The following is an 18,001-nucleotide window of genomic DNA, read 5'->3' as shown; positions in this document are numbered from 1 at the left end:
ATCAGATCTTAACCAGAGCTTCCAAGGCGATTTCGATTTCGAGTTCAATGGCTTTTCCGACCTGTTTCGTATAAGGATCATACACTTCAGCCAACTCCTCATCGGCGTAACCATCAATAGCCATAATCGCTCCCGCCCGCGCTCCCCTGAGAGAGGCAATCACAAATAGGGCTGCATTCTCCATCTCGACAGCCAAGACGCCAGCTTGCTTGTATTTTTTGTGCGGGAACTCCTCCACTCCGGAATAAAAAGCATCCAAAGTCAACGTAATTCCCTTGCGGACGCTCGCTTTTCTCTCTAACGCCATTTGAAAGAGTTCTTCGGAAAGAACCGTATCAGCCACGGCTGGAAAGCCCATGGGAACCAACTGGCGGGTTAGCCCCTCCTCCCTCACTGACCCGATGCTAACCACAAGGCTCCCAGAAGACAGATCTTGAACGTAGGATCCGGCTGTCCCCACCCGGATGATCGTATTCACTCCCCCTCGAATGAGCTCCTCAAAGCAGACCGCTGCCCCAGGGGATCCAACACCATGGCTCACAACTGCGAGATCCCTGCTTTTATAGCTCCCGACAAAGGTCCGGTATTCCCGGTTAAAGGACAATTCCCTCGCCCCCTCCAATCGTTCGGCTATTTGTTTTGCCCTATCTGGATCTCCGCAAACCAGAGCGGCTGTGGGTAAATCGATAGAATCTAATTTTAGAATGGGTAAAAACATTTCATCTTCTCCCTCACATCTGAAATAAGTCGTTCCCATACAAAAAGAAGTTGTCTCATAGAACCTGAGGCAACTTTTTTCATTCAAGCTATCATGGATTCTATTTTGCATGGACATCGGGTTGATGAATTCCAAATAGAAGTATAGTCTGTCTGTTTTCAAAATCACCTTTTCATTATAACAGATATGGAAATATATTCAATTTTTCTATTTGGTGTCAACCCCTACCCGAGGAGGTATTTCTGTTAAACACTCTTCAAGAATATTCTATCCATATAGAATGCTACTAATAACGCTAGTAAAGCGGTTAACATCATATTACCATAGGTTTCAAGTGGAAACGGTCTGCCTTCAAGTTGGATATCATCTCCTCGGAATTCAAGTCGTTTCACCACATGATTAGCGGTAAGGAGGTCCTCTTGCTTGGCCAGATCCTCGAGCTCCACTTCCAATATAAACCGATCTGGGTAATCGCTATGAACAAACTGAACTTCCATGGTGGGTTCCTTTTCATTCAAGTCTGTTATTTCCTTTGATGCCAACGGTCTCGCTTCTCTTCCTGGAACGATGATTTTATCTAGTTTCGGCAGATCTGGTATCACATATCTGGAAGTCAGATTCAGACCGTGTTTCCTAATAGTTGATCTAATTCATGAAAAGAATAGTGGGGCACCACATCTAGGCTCCCCGTTAATGACTTCACCTGAGTATCTGATGCAACAGCATAGACATTGAATGCTCCCGTTCGAGAGAACAATTCATAGGGAATCATAAAATCGGAGCCATACGTGGTTTCATTTCCCAACAGTACAGCAACCGTAGATTGTTTGGATTATATTCCGGCTTTTTCACTCCTTGTAAAGAAGGAAGGGGCTCCTGGCGAGGAGCTTCGTAAAAAGCACCTGTGGAACGAAAAAATCCCAATCCCCCTATCCCTCCGAATAACACTAGGAATGTACATACATAAATAACCAGGCGCAGGAATAACCTTTTCATGCTCTTTTTCCTCCTCAATGGCTTTTGTTTTTCATAATTAATCTTCTGTCCATGCAGAATGCTGCCAGAATTGCGAGTAGGACAGTAAGAAGAAGATTGCCGTAGGTCTCCACGGGAAACGGTTTGCCTTCAAGCTGGATATCGTCGGCTCGGAATTCCAGTCGTCTCACCGCATGTTCGGCGGTCAGAAGATCTTCTTGCTTAGCTAAATCTTCAAGCTCCACTTCAAATAGAAATCGTTGTGGCGAATCACTGTGAACGAACTTCACTTCCTTGGCACGGCCCGTTTCCTCCCATTTAATAATGTCCTCTGCGGCAAGCGACTTCGCTTCTCTACCCGGAACAACCAATTTATCTAGCGTTGGAGTATTCTTTATTAGATTTCTGGAAATCAGGGTGAGACCGTGTTTGGTCACGATCGGCTGCTCCGAAGCGGAGATGGAAAGAACCTTTGTCGTTCCTGTATCCGAATAGATGTCGAAGACGGAAGCGAGCGCTATTTCCTCGATGCCGTTATAAAGCAAGACACCGGCCTTTTTCTTACTCCAATGAAAGGCGTTATTTAAGGTATAGGTCCACAAATTGACATCAAATGGATCCATCTGTGGGTTTTTCACATAGTGGTAAGATGGATAGTTCATTTCTTCTACCAGTTTTGCAGCCGCCTGCTCGCCTAATCTTTGCGAAATCACATACAGTACAGCATCCATTCCGGAGGAAACACCTGCTGAAGATACGACATTGCCAGATTGCGTATAGCGTTGATCCCAGACCCAATGGGTTTCAGGAAATCTACTTTCGATTCCGCCAAATATTCGGTTCTGCCAGTGGGTAGCCACCGTGCTACCTTTCAATAAACCCATCGCTGCCAAATTTCCCGACCCGCCGCAGATCGTAAGCAAATTGGTTTTCGCATGCTTTTGAACCCATTCTTGAACCGGTTGAAACTTCTTTTCATGTTTCATTGTCATAAACGGAATGACGATCATGTCAGGACTTCTTCCTACTAGTTGATCCAGTTCTGCAAAAGAATAGTGAGGCACGACTTCTAGTCCGCCCGTTAATGTCCGTACTTGATTGTCTGAAGCCACGGCATAGACATTGAATTCTCCGGTCCTGGAGAAGAGTTCGTACGGAATCGAAAAATCGGTTCCCTCTGTCGTTTCGTTACCTAATAGAACGGCCACCGTTGGTTTACTCGGATCATAGATTGGTTTCTCCATAGCTGGTAAAGAAGGGATGGGCTCTGTGCGGAAAGCGCCGTAAAAATCCTTTTGAGAGCGGATCATTCCGAGTGCCCCAATCCCTCCCACAAACACGACAAAACTCATGGCATAAACAAGAAAACGAATGAATAACCTCTTCATTTCCTTTCCTCCTTCTTCTTTCCTTTATCTTCCTGGTCCTATCATAATCCGGATGCGTTCAGCCGAACGCGCAAACCATGCTCCTCTGCCCGCAGATTTTTGCGCAGGTCACGCAAAAAGAAAAGACCAGTCACAAATGGACTGGTCGGAATTAGTATAGATCCTCTGTCGGAAGGATCCCTAAGTTTTTGGCCTTCTTAATGACCTCAACGCGTGAGCTGACTTTCAGCTTCTGGAACAGTTCTGTCAAGCTATACTCCAGCGATCGTTGACTGATCATTAAGGTTTTGGAAATTTCTTTATTGCTCTTCCCTTTTGCCAACTCGCGAAGCAACTTATCCTCCTCCTGGGTAATGGTGGTTTGATCATGCTCCGTGTCCCCTTGCACGACAATCTCTTGCCGTCTCAGCTGTTTCAGTAACTGCATGGGAATGATGGCTTCTTTCCTGGCGGCACAGCGAATGGTCTGAATCAGTTGTTCACGGGTCGATGTCTTCGATATGAAACCGGAAACCCCTGACTCCATCAGCAAATTAAAATGTGGCGCAATTTCAAATCCCGAATAAATCAGAATGATCGCATCCGGAACATGCTCGAGTATTATCTTAGATAAATCGGCCCCATTGATATGCGGCATATATAAATCCAACAGGATGACATCAAATTTTCTCAGCCTGACCAAGTCGGATACGTAATAAACATCCGTTTCAATGGTCACATTGATATCCGGCTCCGATTCGATTAGCATTTTCGTTCCTTCCACGACAGACCGGTGATCATCAATTAATAAGACTTCCATCTCCTCACCTCTAAACCATATTCTTTGGACATTGTATCGCGACACGAAACCCTTGCTGCGGGGCGGTATGAAATTCCACTTGACCTTCCAAACTCAACACCCTTTTTTCAATTCCCGCAATCCCCATATGCTGAAAAGATCCCTTGAGCAGTTCCCGATCCATGCCCACTCCATCATCGGAATAGGTAAAATGGATCTCATCGCCCTGACTGAAAAGAGATAAGCAAACTTGATTGGCGCCAGAATGTTTGGAGGCATTATTCAACAGCTCCTGTACAATTCGATAGAGGCCAATCATTTGGTCCTCATGCAAGGGGACATCTGGCGGATCGGCTTGGAATTGAATTTCATAGTTGGCAAACATTCGTGTATATTCAATGAGACTCTTCAAGGATTCTACCAACCCCATCTTCAGTAGGAATGGCGGCCGCAATTCATTGCAGGTAATTCGTATTTGATGAATGGCATCTAACAGCCCTTCTTCAATCTGTCTGAGTTGCTTCTCTACCTCCTGTTGAAACGGTCCACCGGAGCACAAGGATTCCAGCTTGCGATACCAGATGATCAAATCCTGCAGCACCGAGTCGTGCAGGTCGCTGGATAGAGAGGAACGTTCCTTCTCCGATAGCTTAAATAACAGCCTTAGCATCCATCTTGGCGTTTCTTTCGTCGACACCATGTCTTCGAGTCGATTCATGAGGTCTTCAATCAATTGTAGATTGTCATAAAGAATGGTCACATAGTGAACCGCCGTGTCCAGCCATTCTTCCTCCATTTTGAGCAAGGGTTGGCCCAGTACTAATCGCAAGTAGACAGGATGCTGCTTCTCTCCAATTTGGATCCAGGTTTCATGCGGAAGCATGATTTCCGCTTCCCTTCCTTTCGGCACTTCTTCAATGGTAACACTCATTTCCTGTAGGGTCGCCTGTACTTCATCTTGAAGACGGGTCTCTAATTGGGATACTTTCATCACATTCGCCAAATCGTTAGCCAATCGATGTAAGCTTTGCTGCAGGAATTTCGTTCTCTCCCCGCTTTGGATCAACTCCTTCTCCTCTGCTTTTCGTTGGGTAATATCTTTGACAATGCCATGAATTCCCTTTAATTTTTGAGACAGGTAAATCGGTACAAACGTAATGCTGACAATCCTCTCACCCATTCGTTGATTAGCCAGACGACACTCCAGATCCCTGGGTTCCCCGCTGTTCATCACCTCAACTAAAGTCTGATAGACTTGTGGGTGATCCTCATCATAAATCAGACCTAAGAAGCACCGATCCGTCAGCTTGGATAACTCCATTCCAGCGATCTGTTCAAAAGCACGGTTGGCATGAACTAAATAAAGATTCTCCAGTTCGATCGAAAAGACACCGTCCAAATTATGCTCAAATAAGGACTTATATCTTTGCTCACTTTCTTCCAAGGCCCGTTCAGCGCGCATCTTATCGGTAATATCTAAGATCATGCCGTCTAATCGCTCGACATTCCCCGCATGATCCAGCCAAGGGTGAACGATCAGTCTGCTCCAACGGATCTCCTCTTCAAGATGAATCCAGCGAATCGGTACTTCGACGGGAAGGCCGCAATCGAGCCCCGTTTTCACTTCCCCCAGGAGCCGCTCGTTATCTTCAGGGTGAATATGATCATGCAGTCGTATAGGACGAGACATGATCTCTTCTTTGGATAGGCCAGAAATCTTCTGGATACTATTCGAACAGAAAGTATAGCTTGTAAAGTCTTTATCCGTCGACCAGACAGCGGCGTTTACATTATCTAAAATATTCTCCAGCAACAGCTCCGTCGTTTTCCGCTCGGTAACATCCCGAGCTACTGCCACTACATACTTGATATTCCCTTCTTGGTCGATGACCTGCTTTACTCTGGCCTCAATATGCAAAGTATGGCCTTTCGCATGGATGACTCGATATTCAATATCAATGTGCTGCTTGGTTTCAAGCGCACGCTCATGAACGAGACGAACGCGTTCCCGATCCTCTGGATGAATGATATCGAATGCATTCATTCCCACATACTCTTCCCTCTCGTATCCCGTAAGCGAGGTCATGGAGGGTGAGACATATCTCACCAGCGTTTGGCTGTCGACCAATACAATCGTGTCCAATGTATTCTCTGCAATAATTCGAAAGATTTCTTCTTCCACCCCTCTTGACCCCGGTATTCTTGGCATGAACACCGAATAAGCAATCGGCACATTTTCATCATTCAGGATCGGCTCTCGATGGACATCCTGGAACCTGAATTCTCCGAGCTGGAGAATTTGATGATGATGTACATTTTCCTCCTCATGACCCACCCAATCTTTAAATGTGTGGTTCCCCCAAAACACTCGTTCATTTAAATCCATGATATAAATAGGATCAGGCAAGTTCAGCAACAAACGCTGAGCCCCCCTGATGATCTCTTCATAGCTCCCCATACATCCTCACCCTTTACTCTATCCTCTACGCTTCATTATAGATAAATCAACCCATGTTTTCCGCGCAAAAAAACGGGGTTGCCCGCAATTTTCGAGTACCCGATGAGTTTTATGATTTACCCCTTTCTTCTAGCGTAAGGCACGCAAAAATTTGCGTGGATGCCTTCAATGTTTGCGCGTGAACCTAGCTTGGTTTTTATTATGCTAGTTAACAAGAAGCACGAAAGTAAAACACATGGAGGAGGAAGCTGTATGAAGAAAATCATAGCCAGCGTAGTAGCGGCAGCTACGATCATTTCTAGTGGACTATCGGTTCATCCTCAAGTAAACGAGGTCTATTCTTCCAAGAAGTTGACGTAAAACACTTTCCCACTTTGCCGTTGACGGTCACCGTTTGACCGCTAGAGTTTCTCTACTCTCTGCCGTTATCTTCACCAATTCAAAATATAAATTCGAAAAGGAAAATGTGAAATGAAGATCGGGTTAGTTCGCCATTTTAAAGTCCTCAAGGGCTTACCAAAAAAAAGAACCCTCTCACCAGAGGAGCTAACTCAATGGTTTATAGATTATGACAGTTCTGATGTAGAGACTACCACCACTCAACTTGGTGATACAGAGTGGAAGATCTGCTATTCGAGTCCGATGCCAAGAGCCATCACTACAGCTCAAACCATTTACTCTGGAAACATTATAGAAATCAAGGATTTAAGAGAGATAGACTATCCTGTCTTTCATGAGATTTGGAGAGGAAGACTTCCTTTCTTAGTATGGGCTATGCTTGTACGCTTTTCGTGGTATGTTCAACATCGCGCCTACAAAGAAACCCAGGCAGACGTACACAAGAGAATCTCCGCCTACCTAGACTACCTCGAACAACAGCCTGAACAAGAAGTTCTTCTTGTTGCACATGCTGCCCTCATGTTTGAGTTAAGAAAAGAATTACGGAAGAGAGGGTTTAAGGGACCCCAATTCAGGACCCCGGAGAACGGCAAGCTGTATGTATTTGAAAATTTTCAAGTTGGTGGTTTCGACGGTACTTCGCCGTGTTCCATCAAAATTGAAGACCGTGCAAGGTGAATTATGGTGATGAATGACGAAAAAGCACCAGTATGAAAATCCCACTCATACCGGTGCTTAAGATCCCCAGTTTCCGCTAGAACGAAAAAACAAGAACATCTCTGTTGTCTAAGTGCCAACGCCTTTGACATATTGCACAATGGACCGTACCGGTCATTTCCTCAAGACCGGGTTAAACAACAGCTTTTCCTAGTTAATCTATAATAAAGGACGTGATCAGCTCCATCGTTTCTTGAGTTTCCACTTGATCCGGAAACATTCGCAAGTACCCATGGATCGTACCTTTTATCCGCTTGGACATCACGGGTACCCCCGCTTCCCGCAGCTGCTCGCCAAACCATTCCCCTTCATCCCGCAAAACATCCTTTTCAATACTGATCAAAAGGGCAGGAGGAAGTCCGCTTAAATCCTTTGCGCGAATCGGCGAAGCATAGAGATTCATTCGATCTTCTCGGTTTTTCAGATAGAAATTCCAAAAATGGCTCATCTTCTGATTGGTAAGCCCATAGCCTGTAGCATTCTCATGATAAGAAGGGTAAATCGATGGCGTTTCGTGCTCGTGAAAATCCGTTACAGGATAGAGCAAAACCTGCTTGGCGATAAAAGGCGTTCCCCGGTCGCGAGCCATGAGGGCCACCACGGCGGCTAAATTTCCTCCGGCACTGTCTCCACCGACAAATAACCGCTCCGGATCCCCGTTTAAGGACTTCGCATGCTCCGCCACCCATTGTGCAGCGGCATAAGCATCATCAGGCGCTGCCGGAAAAGCGTGCTCCGGCGCGAGACGATAGCCCACGGAGATGACCTTACAGCGGGTTTCTCGGGCCAAGATGCGGCACACTACATCATGGGTCTCGATGCTGCCCAGAACAAAACCTCCTCCATGATAAAAAACGAATAGCGGAAAAGGCCCCTCCCCCTTAGGCGTATATAGGCGAACCGGAATCTCTCCCGCAGGCCCTGGAATGGTGAAGTCCTCCACCGATGGAACATGGGGGCGGTCTTCAAGTGGCGGAACAAGCGTAGGCTCCAGCTGCCGCGAGCGAACAATCTCTTCCGCTGACGGCTCGGTTGGGGGCAGCAAACTTAAGGCTTGTTTAACATGGGGATACAACGACATCAAACTCACACTCCAATCCAAATGAATCATGTGCCAATTATTCTTACAATAATAGAAAAAATCGCAGACTTTGAGAATGAAGCTTACTTGAAGCTTCGCCTGATCCAATCGAAGATCGATGATTGGAGCATCACGCAGAAAAATACGATAAAAATGATGGCGGCTAGCGAACAGGTAACTAGCAAGGATCCCGAAAAACGGGCGTACATGAGAAACATAGTACGAGATAACACTCAGTTCGAGATGCTCTGGACCTCTAACGAAACCACGGGCAAACATGTTATCACCTCCCTAGACACCACGGCTGATATCTCCGATCGGGAGTACTTTAAACAAAGGCCCCGCAAAGGGGGCACCACGGGGTTAGACCCTATTATTAGAGTCCTTTACGATTACCTTTCCTTGCTTCTCCAACGGCTGAATCACCGCTGACATGTCCAAGTCTGCCAGCCCTTCGTCTACCGCTAGCTGAAAAGCTTCGGCTGCACTTTTCCCCGTGCGGGCGTCGAGCCCCACTTTTTCAAACAGCTGGTTGGCTAATCGAACGTCCTTTAGGACATATTTCACTGCACCCCCAGGTTCAAAAGAACGCGGAAGGACATAGGTTTCCATATGCCTGCGCAGCATCCGGCTGTCCCCATAGCTTGTTTTCAGGATCTCATACAGCTGCTCGGACCGAAGTCCAAACGCCGTTCCCGCTACCATGACCTCTGATGCAGAGAGGGAGTGAACAGCAACTAAATATTGGTTCATAAGCTTGGCCACACTCCCTAAACCAGATGACCCTAAATAATGAACATGACTGCCTAACCGCTGAAGGACAGACGATACCTGTTCAAAGGCTGACTCTTCTCCCCCAACCATAATGGTTAATGTTCCTTGTTCCACTCCCTCCGGTCCACCGCTTACCGGAGCATCCAGATAATAAATGCCCTGTTGTTTGGCCTTGGCGGCCAGCCGTACACTGGTCTCCCGATCAACCGTGGTAAAGTCAAGACAAATCGTATCCGGACGGGCATGCTTCAGGATTCCGCCCTCTCCTTCATAGACTTCCCAGACATCGCTTGGCATCGCTAAGCAGGTGCAGAGGATATCTGACTCGGCAGCCAATGTGGCTTTATCCTCAGCAGCCTCGGCTCCTTGCTCAAGCAAGGGCGCCATTTTTTCTGAAGTTCGATTAAACACCGTTACCAAATAGCCTGCATCCAAAAGTCGTTTGACCATACGCGAGCCCATAACGCCTAATCCAATAAACCCGATCCGCATTTTTTATACCTCCCTATCCATTGCTTGGAGCCAATCCAAGCTTTGTGCTGTATTTCCTAGCGAAAAGTATTCCAAGCCTATAAAGCCGGTATATCCCCTTTCCTGAAGAAAGCGGAAAACATTAGGATAGTGAATTTCACCTGTCCCCGGCTGGTGCCGACCCGGATTGTCCGCAATCTGAACATGCCCAATATACTCCTGACATTGGGCAAATGAGGAAAGCAGTTCTCCCTGCATGCGCTGGACATGGTAAAAATCAAACTGCAGCTTTACATTCGGCAGCTTCCATTCCTGAATCCAACCTACAGCCTGATCAAGTCGGTGCAAGAAGTAGCCAGGCATATCCAAACGGTTAATCGGTTCGATCATAAGGGTAATTTCGTACTCTCTTAGCCTGTCGGCGGCAAACCGAATATTTTCCTCGTAAACCTTCCCAGCATCCCTGAAATCCAGATCATGGGGAAGGATTCCAGCCATGCAGTGAAGCTTGCTGCAACCCAAGACCTCCGCATATCGGATCCCCTCTTCCACACCTTCACGAAATTCCTGTCTACGGTCTGGAATAATAGAGATCCCCCGTTCCCCCTTTTCCCAATTTCCGGGCGGAAGATTAAAAAGGATTAACTCCTGCTCTCTCATTTCCATCTCCCTTTTAATCGATTCAAAAGGGTAAGCATAAGGAAACTGGAACTCAATATAACGAAACCCTGCTTTCTGCGCTTCAGAAAACCTCTTCATGAATTCCACTTCAGTAAACAGCGTAGAAAGATTAGCAGCAAATTTCAGCATAGTCCCTCCTAGACAATACCAAAATCAATCATAGATAAATATTCTAAATTATACCACATCTTGATCCTAGCTATGAAAAAAAGCGAATCGATATATCGATCCGCTCTATTTGGATTTCATCTATCACCTTAGTGAAATAATACATTTTTCATTAGATGTATGGTAAACAATGCGCCTAGGCTTGCCCAAAAAAACTCTATTTACCTCTTCATCAGGAATCACGCGAATAGGGCTACTTCATTAACGATCTTTTTATCGCCTTCTTCATTAACGCCCACGGCAAAGCGCTCCGCACTTTACTTAAAAGGGGAGATAGGCTCGCTGGGATTTTGTTTTTGCCCTTCCTTTATGACCTGAAGATCTTTTTTAAATAATAAGGTTTTAATTCTTCCTGGAGAACGGCACGCAGCCCTTCTGTCATATTTTCCATAGACAAGTCACCTCTTATAAGGGTTAATTTGGGAAGAATGGATGGATATGAAAAGAGACTTGGCGTGGGGAAGGTCAAGAGGTAGTCTTTGGGGGATATAAAAAAGGGGGATTAGCTTTTCAATTTAAAGATTTCCTTTTCATGTTCTACGATCTTGTGATCATAAAAGCGCATCCCTTGTTTGATCTCCTGTACATCGTTTTGCAATTCTCGTATCGCTTGCCTATTTTCTTGAATTTCCTCCTTCAGGCTTGCTTGGCCTAGTTCTAACGTTTTTAGACCTAGTTCGAGTGATTTTTGTCCTTGTTCTAATGCTTTTTGTCCTTGTTCCAAAGAAACAAGCTTCTCTAAAATCAGCTGCAGCATTTCATTTTGATTCATTCATGTTCACCTCCTTGCGTTCTATTTTAGCACAGCACATCCTTGCGAAGAAAGAAAAAGCATCGGTCTGACACCGATACCAAATGCACTGGATGACTCAGATCAAGACGGCATCTTCCAACCCTAAGTCCTCTATATCCTTCTGATTGAAGTTAGACTCGCCTCATGCGGGACATCCCAGTTCAGTGCTTTCCCTAATGGGGAAACCTCCTCTCCCGATTGAGGACAACTCAAAACCAGTTCTAATCCCCACTTCGGGCATCACCTAACCATTGGTTCTTAAAAGAGCCTGAACCTTTGCTGAGTAAACTGGTTTTTACAGAAAACCGGTTCTTCATTCCATCGGTCTTTAGCACTCGCAGTGAACCTCTCGCCAATAAATTAGCGAGCTTCTCGTTTCATTGAGCCGACTATTGTCGTTCTCTCCCCGAAGGCACGTTCCGAGCCTATTTTTCTTATGCTACTTGCAGAGCAAGACGAAGTACATTCTTTGCGGCATTCACATCCCTGTGTTCGGTGTAACCGCATAAGCATACGTGCATCCGTTCAGATCATGTTTTCTTTACGATGGCTCTACATTCCAAACAAACTTGACTTGTATGATGTGGATTGACCAATACAACACGCTTACCAGCATACCCTGCTTTGTATTGCGTGTATTGAATGAGTTGCTTCCATCCACCGTCTACAATGCTTTTTGCCAAGTTATGATTTTTAACCATACCTTTGATGTTTAAATCTTCAAAAGCAATCATGTATGTCCATTCCATTTTTCCCATCTGTTCTTTCGTCGGTTCTAGCTTAAACTTGAATTATAGTCTATCAAAAAATATTAAAATATCAATTATATAAACGGTTGATTGAATTTCATATGGTATGTAGAAAGAGAGAAAATTTGCCCTACTCATGCCAAAAGGGATGCTTGGGCAAAGCTCACTTTCATCTCTCCAATGAATTGGAGAGGAGTCCCGTTCGCCTATCTAATATATCTTTTATTGATAACTTATCTTTTTTGCAGGAGGAAAGCCAGTCACGGAAAAAAGTCCAGTTTCCGTTGGACTTTGTTACCATTTCTTCCTCTCTCAAAAAAGCCTATCCTCCTTCTCCCCGTAGACGATACAATGATCATAACTACTGTACAAAAAGGAGTATCAGCATGAAAGTAATGGGAATCGATTTAGCAGGTCCATCCAACCATCGCGATACCGTGATGACTTTGTTCCAAGTGAAAGAAGAGGGCCTATTCTTTGAGAAACAATGGAAGGAAGTCTCCGATCAGCAAATCTTTCAGCTTGTTCAAACGTTAACGAAAGAACAGCCACTTTTCATCGGGATCGATTCGCCCCTTTCTTACGAAGACGGAGGGGGCTTACGACAGCTGGATAAAGAGCTTCAAACCGTTGTAAAATCCATTGGCATGCGAAGCAGCTCTGTGATGCCTCCAACTTTTACCCGAATGGCCTACTTAACCCTCAGAGGGATCGCCCTTACTAGACTTTTTTTAAGCATTCCAACGCCTAATCCCATTCAGATCGCTGAGGTTCACCCGGGTGCTGTCTTTGGCTTACGAATGCAAAAAGAGATCCATGTCGTCTTGAATTATAAAAAGGATCAAGCTGACCGAGAGCGAGTGGCATCCTATTTTCCCGATTGGTCCATGTTTAAAGTACCGAATGAAGTCTCTGCTGAATCTCACACCCTCGATTCTTGCGGAGCGGCCTTAGGGGTTTGGGCGTGGAGTCGTGGCGAAGCCAAGTGGGTAGGAAAAGCTCGTCCGCCCTTTCATCCTTTTCCCATCGTTTGCTAATTTTACATCTCAGATGAAAGAAAAACAGGCTCCCTGTTAGGAACCTGTTCGCCACGGTAAAGCGCTCCGCACTTTGCCTTGTAAAAGGGGAACAACACCCCTACCTGAGGGGGTATCTTTGTCTCAGCAATAATTATTTCCGGGCGAGGTTTCGTATTGGTTGCGGACATGGGTTTCTTTATTCGATTTTCTACACTTCAGCTCATCATAGGAGTTTACCCTTGTTCCATTTTGCAATACTTTGACCTCGATCCGATCTTCAAGAATTTGATAAACAATTGAATAGTCCGTTCCCTGATGCTGAAAGCTCGATTTTCTAAGATGGGACAATTCCCCTTAATTTGAAATTATTTGATGGGAGCTATCATACTACGATGCCAGCATGGGAGGAATGGAGTAGAGGAGTATATTTTGAGGTGATGTTTGTGTAGCATTTATCATGATGGAATCTTTTATCACTTTTGATGCTGGTGCTTAAGACCTTCAATATAACAATGATTCATGTCCTCCGAAAAAGAATAATAAACTTTGTAATTTCCCACTAGGATTCGATACGTACCTCTCCACTCTGGCTCCTTTGAAGGAGTTACTTCCATCATGAAGAGTATTTTCCTTTCGATTTCTTTGACTATATGCCTTTTATACACCATAGTTTCTTCGATAGTGAAACGTTCACTGGAAATACGGGTTAAGCATTCCCTAGCAGTACGAGTCCATTTGATAACCATCTTATATTTCACCACGCTCAATGGCGTCAAGAATGTCATCCGTCAAGTAGAGATCTCCGTTTACAATATCTTTTTTAGCATGTTGAATGATCTTTTTTAATTCCAGATCTGATTCTATTTCTTCCTGCACCTCATTTTTTAATGGCTTGACTAAATACAATTTTCCGTCTAAGTCAATTACTGTATTCTCGTCCTGTTCCAGCCATTGTTTGAATACTTCTGCATCTGAACCAACGATCTTCTTACGAAAAACCATAAAATATCACCTCAATCCTACATATTTTCTTCATTTTACCATGTTGCGAACGGAATGACGAGCTTTATAGGCGACATTTGAAACTGAACCAGCTGGTTTATGATCGCCGACGGCAAAGTGCTGTGCGTTTTACTTTGTAAAAGGGTCGAGTATAGGCAATCCTTTCGACTTGCACCCCCACACAATCAAGAGGGCCCTGCAAATGGCAGGACCCTCTTTCATTATACTCAACTGAGGGACTGTCCCTCATCACAAGGTAAAGAGCTTTTGGTGTCTTCACCTTCAAAAACTTAGATTTAATTTCACTCTTCTTGACAGCGAATGATAAAAAGCCGGTATACCCTTCATTAATAGAATGTTTCTTGAAGTTAATAACACAAGGCAGAGGGTTGACCATTGAGCTTTCATCAGACAACATCACCCATTGATAAAAAGAAGATATACAAGCCAATATTCGATTAATTGTTGTAGCAGACAAACTTCCTGTTTTCTTATGCCCTTGTGCAATATCCCTTATATTGATTACATTTTCCTCTTTATTCTTTGCTGGCGTATCCTTCAGTCCCTCTACGAATTTACATTCATAGTTAATATATTAAATTAGATTCCTTTAATTCTAATAAGCTATTAATCTATATCTCTTATTAGATCCTAATGAAATATTACATCATTGGACGCATACCTGCACGTTTTGCAGTAGAATGAAGGCATTTTCTTGTTTCGGTTTGCCTTCTCGTCATGTCCACGTTTTGGGCATGTCTGAGAAGTGTATCGCGGGTACATTAGCCTGCCTCAAGAAAAACCTAACTAGAGTGCATATTCCTCTCACGACTAAAGTCACGAATAATCCTTTATAAAATTATGGAGTCTCTTAAACAATTGTCTCGGATGTGTTATTCTTAGAAAGATTTATTCACATACTATTTTCAGAACATTTCCGGAGGGTTTCATACATTATGAATCGAATATCAACCAAAGACACCTTCACCATCGGACTTATGCTGTTTGCCTTATTTTTCGGGGCCGGAAACATGATTTTTCCTCCTTCTTTAGGACAGGGCGCGGGAACCAGCCTCTGGGTGGCTATTCTTGGCTTCCTCGCTACTGGGGTCGGTTTGCCCCTGTTGGCTGTAACCGCGATTGCGCGAATGGGAGGGGACTTGCAGGATTTAGCCAGTCGCGTTCACCCGAAGTTTTCGGTCGTCTTCACCTTTTCCATTTACTTGGCAATCGGTCCATTGCTCGCCATCCCGAGAACGGGAACCGTAGCTTTTGAGATGGGAGCGGTCCCTTTCCTCCCTACAGTGCTGAATGCCCAAGGCTGGCCGTTGTTTGTCTATACGTTGGTTTACTTTGGAATAACCTATTGGCTGGCTTTAAATCCCTCCAAGCTTGTTGGGCGGATCGGAAATCTGCTGACACCGGTCTTGTTGATTGTCATTGCCGTCCTGGTCTTGCGCGCGATTTTCTCTCCTTTGGATGATATCGGCGCTCCTTCTGAGGCGTATGCCGAGGCTCCTTTCTTCAAAGGATTAATTGAGGGCTACTTTACCTTGGATGCTTTAGCCGCTTTGGTTTTTGGAATTGTCGTCATTTCAGCGGTACAAAGTCAGGGCGTGACCGACCGTCGAGCGCTGACAGCAGCAACGATTAAAGCAGCAGTGATTGCCGCGATCGGTTTAAGCTTGGTGTATGTATCTTTGGGGTACGTAGGGGCGATTAGCTTGTCCTTGCTTGGCCCAACCGGCAACGGAGGAGAAATCCTATCGACTGTCGCTCATCACTTGCTGGGCACATCGGGTTCTGTTTTGCTGGGTGTGGCGATTACGCTAGCTTGCTTGACCACATCGGTCGGGCTGGTTACCGCTTGCGGAGAGTATTTCACGAAGCTTTGGCCGAGTGTATCCTACCACACCTTTGTTGTAGGGCTGGCCCTATTCAGCATGGGGTTAGCGAACATGGGGCTCAATCAGATTCTCGCTTTCTCGGTGCCTGTATTGCTCGCTCTTTATCCGCTGGCCATGACGCTGATTGCCCTGTCTTTCATCAGCCGACTAGCTGGGGCTAGTCGCGTGTATGTCGGTGCCATGATCGGAACCGCGATCGTGAGCATTGTGGATGCCTTGAAATCAGCAGGCTTAAACATGGAGTCTATGGTCGCCCTTTTCGGTTCACTGCCTCTATATGACCTAGGATTAGGTTGGGTTCTTCCTGCTGTGATTGGCGGGGGAATCGGATATGTGTTAGAGAAAGGCAAGAGCCAAGGGGAACAGGTTAAGCGGAAGGTTTCTTAAATAGGGCACAGCTTCTGGAACAGTTGGACCTGATTCCACTGATCGGCAATCTGGGTTTCCCCATCTTTGTTTCCTGGTATTTGCTCACAAGGGAAGAAAGCAAAATGGAAGCCAAGCGATCCACGGTTGGCAAAGGGAGACTTAGTTGGTGGAAACCCTAAAAATGTAAAATGAACCCGTTACTTCGGGTTCTTTTTTATGTATTTCAAGCAGAAGCTAATCCTAGTTTGAAAGCTAGATAAACAAAACTGCTTCATTCGCTCAGATCCTTAAATAGATGCCTATCAACTCTTTCTTTCGGAAAAGCTGGAGCGCTAGAAAGAAAAGTAACCCTTTAAATGCCGAGAAATAGTATGTTTTCTTTGGTTTTCATGCCAGAAAATTACCTTTGATCTTCTCTTTCGACTGTCTTATTATCATTCTTGTTAAGAGATTCCTCAGTAGCTCAATGGTGGAGCAACCGGCTGTTAACCGGTACGCTGGCGGTTCGAGTCGGTCCTGAGGAGCCAATATGGAGGAATACCGAAGTGGTCATAATTCCATAGCCATTTTTGGACGATTAGCTCAGTTGGCTAGAGCGCTACGTTGACATCGTAGAGGTCGGCGGTTCGAATCCGTCATCGTCCACCATACGCCGGCTTAGCTCAATTGGTAGAGCACCTGACTTGTAATCAGGGGGGTTGAGGGTTTCCCCTCGAAGTCTATTCAGGAAGCAAAGCTCGAGGACAGGCAAGTCCTTTAGCCGGCACCATTTCCTTGCCATTCTTGCCTATTTGCGTATAAAGGGGCATTAGCTCAGCTGGGAGAGCGCTACACTGGCAGTGTAGAGGTCAGCGGTTCGATCCCGCTATGCTCCACCAATAGCGTTTTAATTAACGGGGACTTAGACGAGGACTAAACGAATAAATTTCGTTACACTGTACCGCCCAACGGTCAATCACTGTACAAGTCCATTACATAGACGTTTCGTTTCTAAGCACTTTCCAAAATTACTGGAGGTGCTTTTTGCGTTATGGAAAGCGTGTGAAGAAAGATAGGTTTTCCGCAGCTTCAGATTATTAAGGATGCCGGAATCACTCAACGAACTATATCCGACTTTGCTGTAGAAGAATAATCTCATTTCGAAAAAAGTCCCTGGAGGGAAATCAATTAAACAGTTGGACCTGATCCCGCTGGTTGGCAATCTAAGTACCTCTTAACTAGCGTTGGAAGTAAGATGGAAGCCTTGACCTCCTCGATCGACGAGATGACACAAACGATTCATGGATGCTAGAACGAGACTACGTTGGTGGAGACCTGAAAAGTAAATAAACCTATCCAATTGTAATGGAGGGCACTGAAAAAGTACCATTTATACAATAAGGGATGCAATTGCTTGATGTTTATCGAGCGACTGTATCCCTTTTGCTTTATACTTGAAGATAATAATGTATGTGGTGGGTGGTACTAAAATGATTTCAAACCAAGAAACGCTGAAACTAAGTAGGTTTACAGAGTTTTATGATATTGTCGTTCCTAAAGATAATATGCTTCGCC

17 protein-coding genes, 4 tRNA genes and 1 pseudogene are annotated in these 18,001 nt (G+C 45.1%); 8 read left to right on the top strand and 14 right to left on the bottom strand.

The genetic code is table 11. The annotated features are described in order from the left end of the window. Position 1: 1 nt before the first annotated feature. From EIZ58_RS11580 to EIZ58_RS11560, 7 genes are all read right to left on the bottom strand, one after another. Positions 2 to 718 (bottom strand): nucleoside phosphorylase, encoded by a 717-nt coding sequence (locus EIZ58_RS11580; RefSeq protein WP_134700995.1) that lies wholly within the window; start codon positions 716 to 718, stop codon positions 2 to 4. 245 nt (positions 719 to 963) lie between these two features. Further along, the gene (locus EIZ58_RS34360; RefSeq protein WP_240689046.1) at positions 964 to 1,320 is read right to left on the bottom strand and encodes a hypothetical protein; all 357 of its coding nucleotides are present in this window, start codon (positions 1,318 to 1,320) and stop codon (positions 964 to 966) included. 17 nt (positions 1,321 to 1,337) lie between these two features. Further along, a complete protein-coding gene (locus tag EIZ58_RS34355; protein WP_240689045.1) occupies positions 1,338 to 1,490 on the bottom strand; it encodes a type 1 glutamine amidotransferase family protein in 153 nt (50 codons plus the stop codon). Next, on the bottom strand, positions 1,487 to 1,714 hold the full coding sequence (locus EIZ58_RS34350) for a hypothetical protein (RefSeq protein WP_240689044.1): 228 nt from the start codon (positions 1,712 to 1,714) through the stop codon (positions 1,487 to 1,489). The genes EIZ58_RS34355 and EIZ58_RS34350 overlap by 4 nt, the downstream gene beginning before the upstream one ends. Before the next feature lie 14 nt (positions 1,715 to 1,728). Then, complete coding sequence (locus tag EIZ58_RS11570) at positions 1,729 to 3,081, bottom strand: DJ-1/PfpI family protein (RefSeq protein WP_134700994.1); 1,353 nt, start codon at positions 3,079 to 3,081, stop codon at positions 1,729 to 1,731. A gap of 151 nt (positions 3,082 to 3,232) precedes the next feature. Next, positions 3,233 to 3,880, bottom strand: a complete 648-nt coding sequence (locus EIZ58_RS11565; protein ID WP_134700993.1) for a response regulator transcription factor — start codon at positions 3,878 to 3,880, stop codon at positions 3,233 to 3,235. Positions 3,881 to 3,890: 10 nt separating this feature from the next. Beyond that, the gene (locus EIZ58_RS11560; protein WP_240689043.1) at positions 3,891 to 6,317 is read right to left on the bottom strand and encodes a sensor histidine kinase; all 2,427 of its coding nucleotides are present in this window, start codon (positions 6,315 to 6,317) and stop codon (positions 3,891 to 3,893) included. A 471-nt stretch (positions 6,318 to 6,788) separates the two neighbouring features. On the opposite strand from EIZ58_RS11560, the gene EIZ58_RS11555 reads away from it, so the two are divergent. After that, positions 6,789 to 7,394 carry a histidine phosphatase family protein gene (locus tag EIZ58_RS11555; protein WP_134700992.1) on the top strand — a complete coding sequence of 202 codons (606 nt, stop codon included), beginning with the start codon at positions 6,789 to 6,791 and terminating at the stop codon, positions 7,392 to 7,394. Positions 7,395 to 7,587: 193 nt separating this feature from the next. Here the strand turns inward: EIZ58_RS11555 and EIZ58_RS11550 are convergent, their stop codons facing one another. From EIZ58_RS11550 to EIZ58_RS11530, 5 genes and pseudogenes are all read right to left on the bottom strand, one after another. Continuing rightward, positions 7,588 to 8,793, bottom strand: coding sequence for an alpha/beta hydrolase (locus EIZ58_RS11550; RefSeq protein ID WP_134700991.1), 1,206 nt, complete (start codon positions 8,791 to 8,793; stop codon positions 7,588 to 7,590). An 84-nt stretch (positions 8,794 to 8,877) separates the two neighbouring features. Continuing rightward, on the bottom strand, positions 8,878 to 9,780 hold the full coding sequence (locus EIZ58_RS11545) for an NAD(P)-dependent oxidoreductase (protein ID WP_134700990.1): 903 nt from the start codon (positions 9,778 to 9,780) through the stop codon (positions 8,878 to 8,880). Positions 9,781 to 9,783: 3 nt separating this feature from the next. Continuing rightward, positions 9,784 to 10,569 (bottom strand): hydroxypyruvate isomerase family protein, encoded by a 786-nt coding sequence (locus EIZ58_RS11540; protein WP_134700989.1) that lies wholly within the window; start codon positions 10,567 to 10,569, stop codon positions 9,784 to 9,786. A 541-nt stretch (positions 10,570 to 11,110) separates the two neighbouring features. Then, positions 11,111 to 11,380, bottom strand: coding sequence for a hypothetical protein (locus tag EIZ58_RS11535; RefSeq protein WP_134700988.1), 270 nt, complete (start codon positions 11,378 to 11,380; stop codon positions 11,111 to 11,113). A gap of 455 nt (positions 11,381 to 11,835) precedes the next feature. After that, positions 11,836 to 12,135: pseudogene (locus tag EIZ58_RS11530) on the bottom strand (RNA-guided endonuclease InsQ/TnpB family protein). Between the two features lie 401 nt (positions 12,136 to 12,536). Here EIZ58_RS11530 and EIZ58_RS11525 point away from each other — a divergent pair. Then, the gene (locus EIZ58_RS11525) at positions 12,537 to 13,187 is read left to right on the top strand and encodes a DUF429 domain-containing protein (RefSeq protein ID WP_167577627.1); all 651 of its coding nucleotides are present in this window, start codon (positions 12,537 to 12,539) and stop codon (positions 13,185 to 13,187) included. 729 nt (positions 13,188 to 13,916) lie between these two features. On the opposite strand, the gene EIZ58_RS11520 is transcribed toward EIZ58_RS11525, so the two are convergent. Both EIZ58_RS11520 and EIZ58_RS11515 read right to left on the bottom strand, forming a co-directional pair. Then, positions 13,917 to 14,171 (bottom strand): hypothetical protein, encoded by a 255-nt coding sequence (locus tag EIZ58_RS11520; protein WP_134700985.1) that lies wholly within the window; start codon positions 14,169 to 14,171, stop codon positions 13,917 to 13,919. 651 nt (positions 14,172 to 14,822) lie between these two features. Then, complete coding sequence (locus EIZ58_RS11515; RefSeq protein WP_205672168.1) at positions 14,823 to 14,954, bottom strand: zinc ribbon domain-containing protein; 132 nt, start codon at positions 14,952 to 14,954, stop codon at positions 14,823 to 14,825. A 170-nt stretch (positions 14,955 to 15,124) separates the two neighbouring features. Here EIZ58_RS11515 and brnQ point away from each other — a divergent pair, with 170 nt between their 5' ends. The 6 genes from brnQ to EIZ58_RS11485 all read left to right on the top strand — a co-directional run bounded on the left by brnQ (position 15,125) and on the right by EIZ58_RS11485 (position 17,325). Then, positions 15,125 to 16,465, top strand: coding sequence for a branched-chain amino acid transport system II carrier protein (gene brnQ, locus EIZ58_RS11510; RefSeq protein WP_370297706.1), 1,341 nt, complete (start codon positions 15,125 to 15,127; stop codon positions 16,463 to 16,465). A gap of 23 nt (positions 16,466 to 16,488) precedes the next feature. After that, positions 16,489 to 16,626, top strand: a complete 138-nt coding sequence (locus EIZ58_RS11505; protein ID WP_370297670.1) for a YvrJ family protein — start codon at positions 16,489 to 16,491, stop codon at positions 16,624 to 16,626. Positions 16,627 to 16,899: 273 nt separating this feature from the next. Continuing rightward, a tRNA-Asn gene (locus EIZ58_RS11500) sits at positions 16,900 to 16,974 on the top strand. A gap of 44 nt (positions 16,975 to 17,018) precedes the next feature. Beyond that, positions 17,019 to 17,095: transfer RNA gene (locus tag EIZ58_RS11495), tRNA-Val, on the top strand. 3 nt (positions 17,096 to 17,098) lie between these two features. Further along, positions 17,099 to 17,216: transfer RNA gene (locus EIZ58_RS33255), tRNA-Thr, on the top strand. A 33-nt stretch (positions 17,217 to 17,249) separates the two neighbouring features. Next, positions 17,250 to 17,325, top strand: a tRNA-Ala gene (locus EIZ58_RS11485). The last annotated feature ends 676 nt before the right edge of the window (positions 17,326 to 18,001 follow it).

The sequence above is a fragment of the Ammoniphilus sp. YIM 78166 genome (assembly GCF_004522215.1).
GTDB lineage: Bacteria > Bacillota > Bacilli > Aneurinibacillales > RAOX-1 > YIM-78166.
This window is presented reverse-complemented; position numbering and strand designations above follow the sequence as displayed.

Bases quoted from the DNA above. Each gene is read 5' to 3' on its own strand.
- EIZ58_RS11520 (WP_134700985.1), bottom strand. From the start codon at position 14,171: ATGGTTTTTCGTAAGAAGATCGTTGGTTCAGATGCAGAAGTATTCAAA.
- EIZ58_RS34355 (WP_240689045.1), bottom strand. From the start codon at position 1,490: ATGATTCCCTATGAATTGTTCTCTCGAACGGGAGCATTCAATGTCTAT.
- EIZ58_RS11580 (WP_134700995.1), bottom strand. From the start codon at position 718: ATGTTTTTACCCATTCTAAAATTAGATTCTATCGATTTACCCACAGCC.
- EIZ58_RS11515 (WP_205672168.1), bottom strand. From the start codon at position 14,954: ATGTACCCGCGATACACTTCTCAGACATGCCCAAAACGTGGACATGAC.
- EIZ58_RS11565 (WP_134700993.1), bottom strand. From the start codon at position 3,880: ATGGAAGTCTTATTAATTGATGATCACCGGTCTGTCGTGGAAGGAACG.
- EIZ58_RS11535 (WP_134700988.1), bottom strand. From the start codon at position 11,380: ATGAATCAAAATGAAATGCTGCAGCTGATTTTAGAGAAGCTTGTTTCT.
- EIZ58_RS11545 (WP_134700990.1), bottom strand. From the start codon at position 9,780: ATGCGGATCGGGTTTATTGGATTAGGCGTTATGGGCTCGCGTATGGTC.
- EIZ58_RS34350 (WP_240689044.1), bottom strand. From the start codon at position 1,714: ATGAAAAGGTTATTCCTGCGCCTGGTTATTTATGTATGTACATTCCTA.
- EIZ58_RS11560 (WP_240689043.1), bottom strand. From the start codon at position 6,317: ATGGGGAGCTATGAAGAGATCATCAGGGGGGCTCAGCGTTTGTTGCTG.
- EIZ58_RS11570 (WP_134700994.1), bottom strand. From the start codon at position 3,081: ATGAAGAGGTTATTCATTCGTTTTCTTGTTTATGCCATGAGTTTTGTC.
- EIZ58_RS11540 (WP_134700989.1), bottom strand. From the start codon at position 10,569: ATGCTGAAATTTGCTGCTAATCTTTCTACGCTGTTTACTGAAGTGGAA.
- EIZ58_RS11555 (WP_134700992.1), top strand. From the start codon at position 6,789: ATGAAGATCGGGTTAGTTCGCCATTTTAAAGTCCTCAAGGGCTTACCA.
- EIZ58_RS11550 (WP_134700991.1), bottom strand. From the start codon at position 8,793: ATGTTTGCCCGTGGTTTCGTTAGAGGTCCAGAGCATCTCGAACTGAGT.
- EIZ58_RS11525 (WP_167577627.1), top strand. From the start codon at position 12,537: ATGAAAGTAATGGGAATCGATTTAGCAGGTCCATCCAACCATCGCGAT.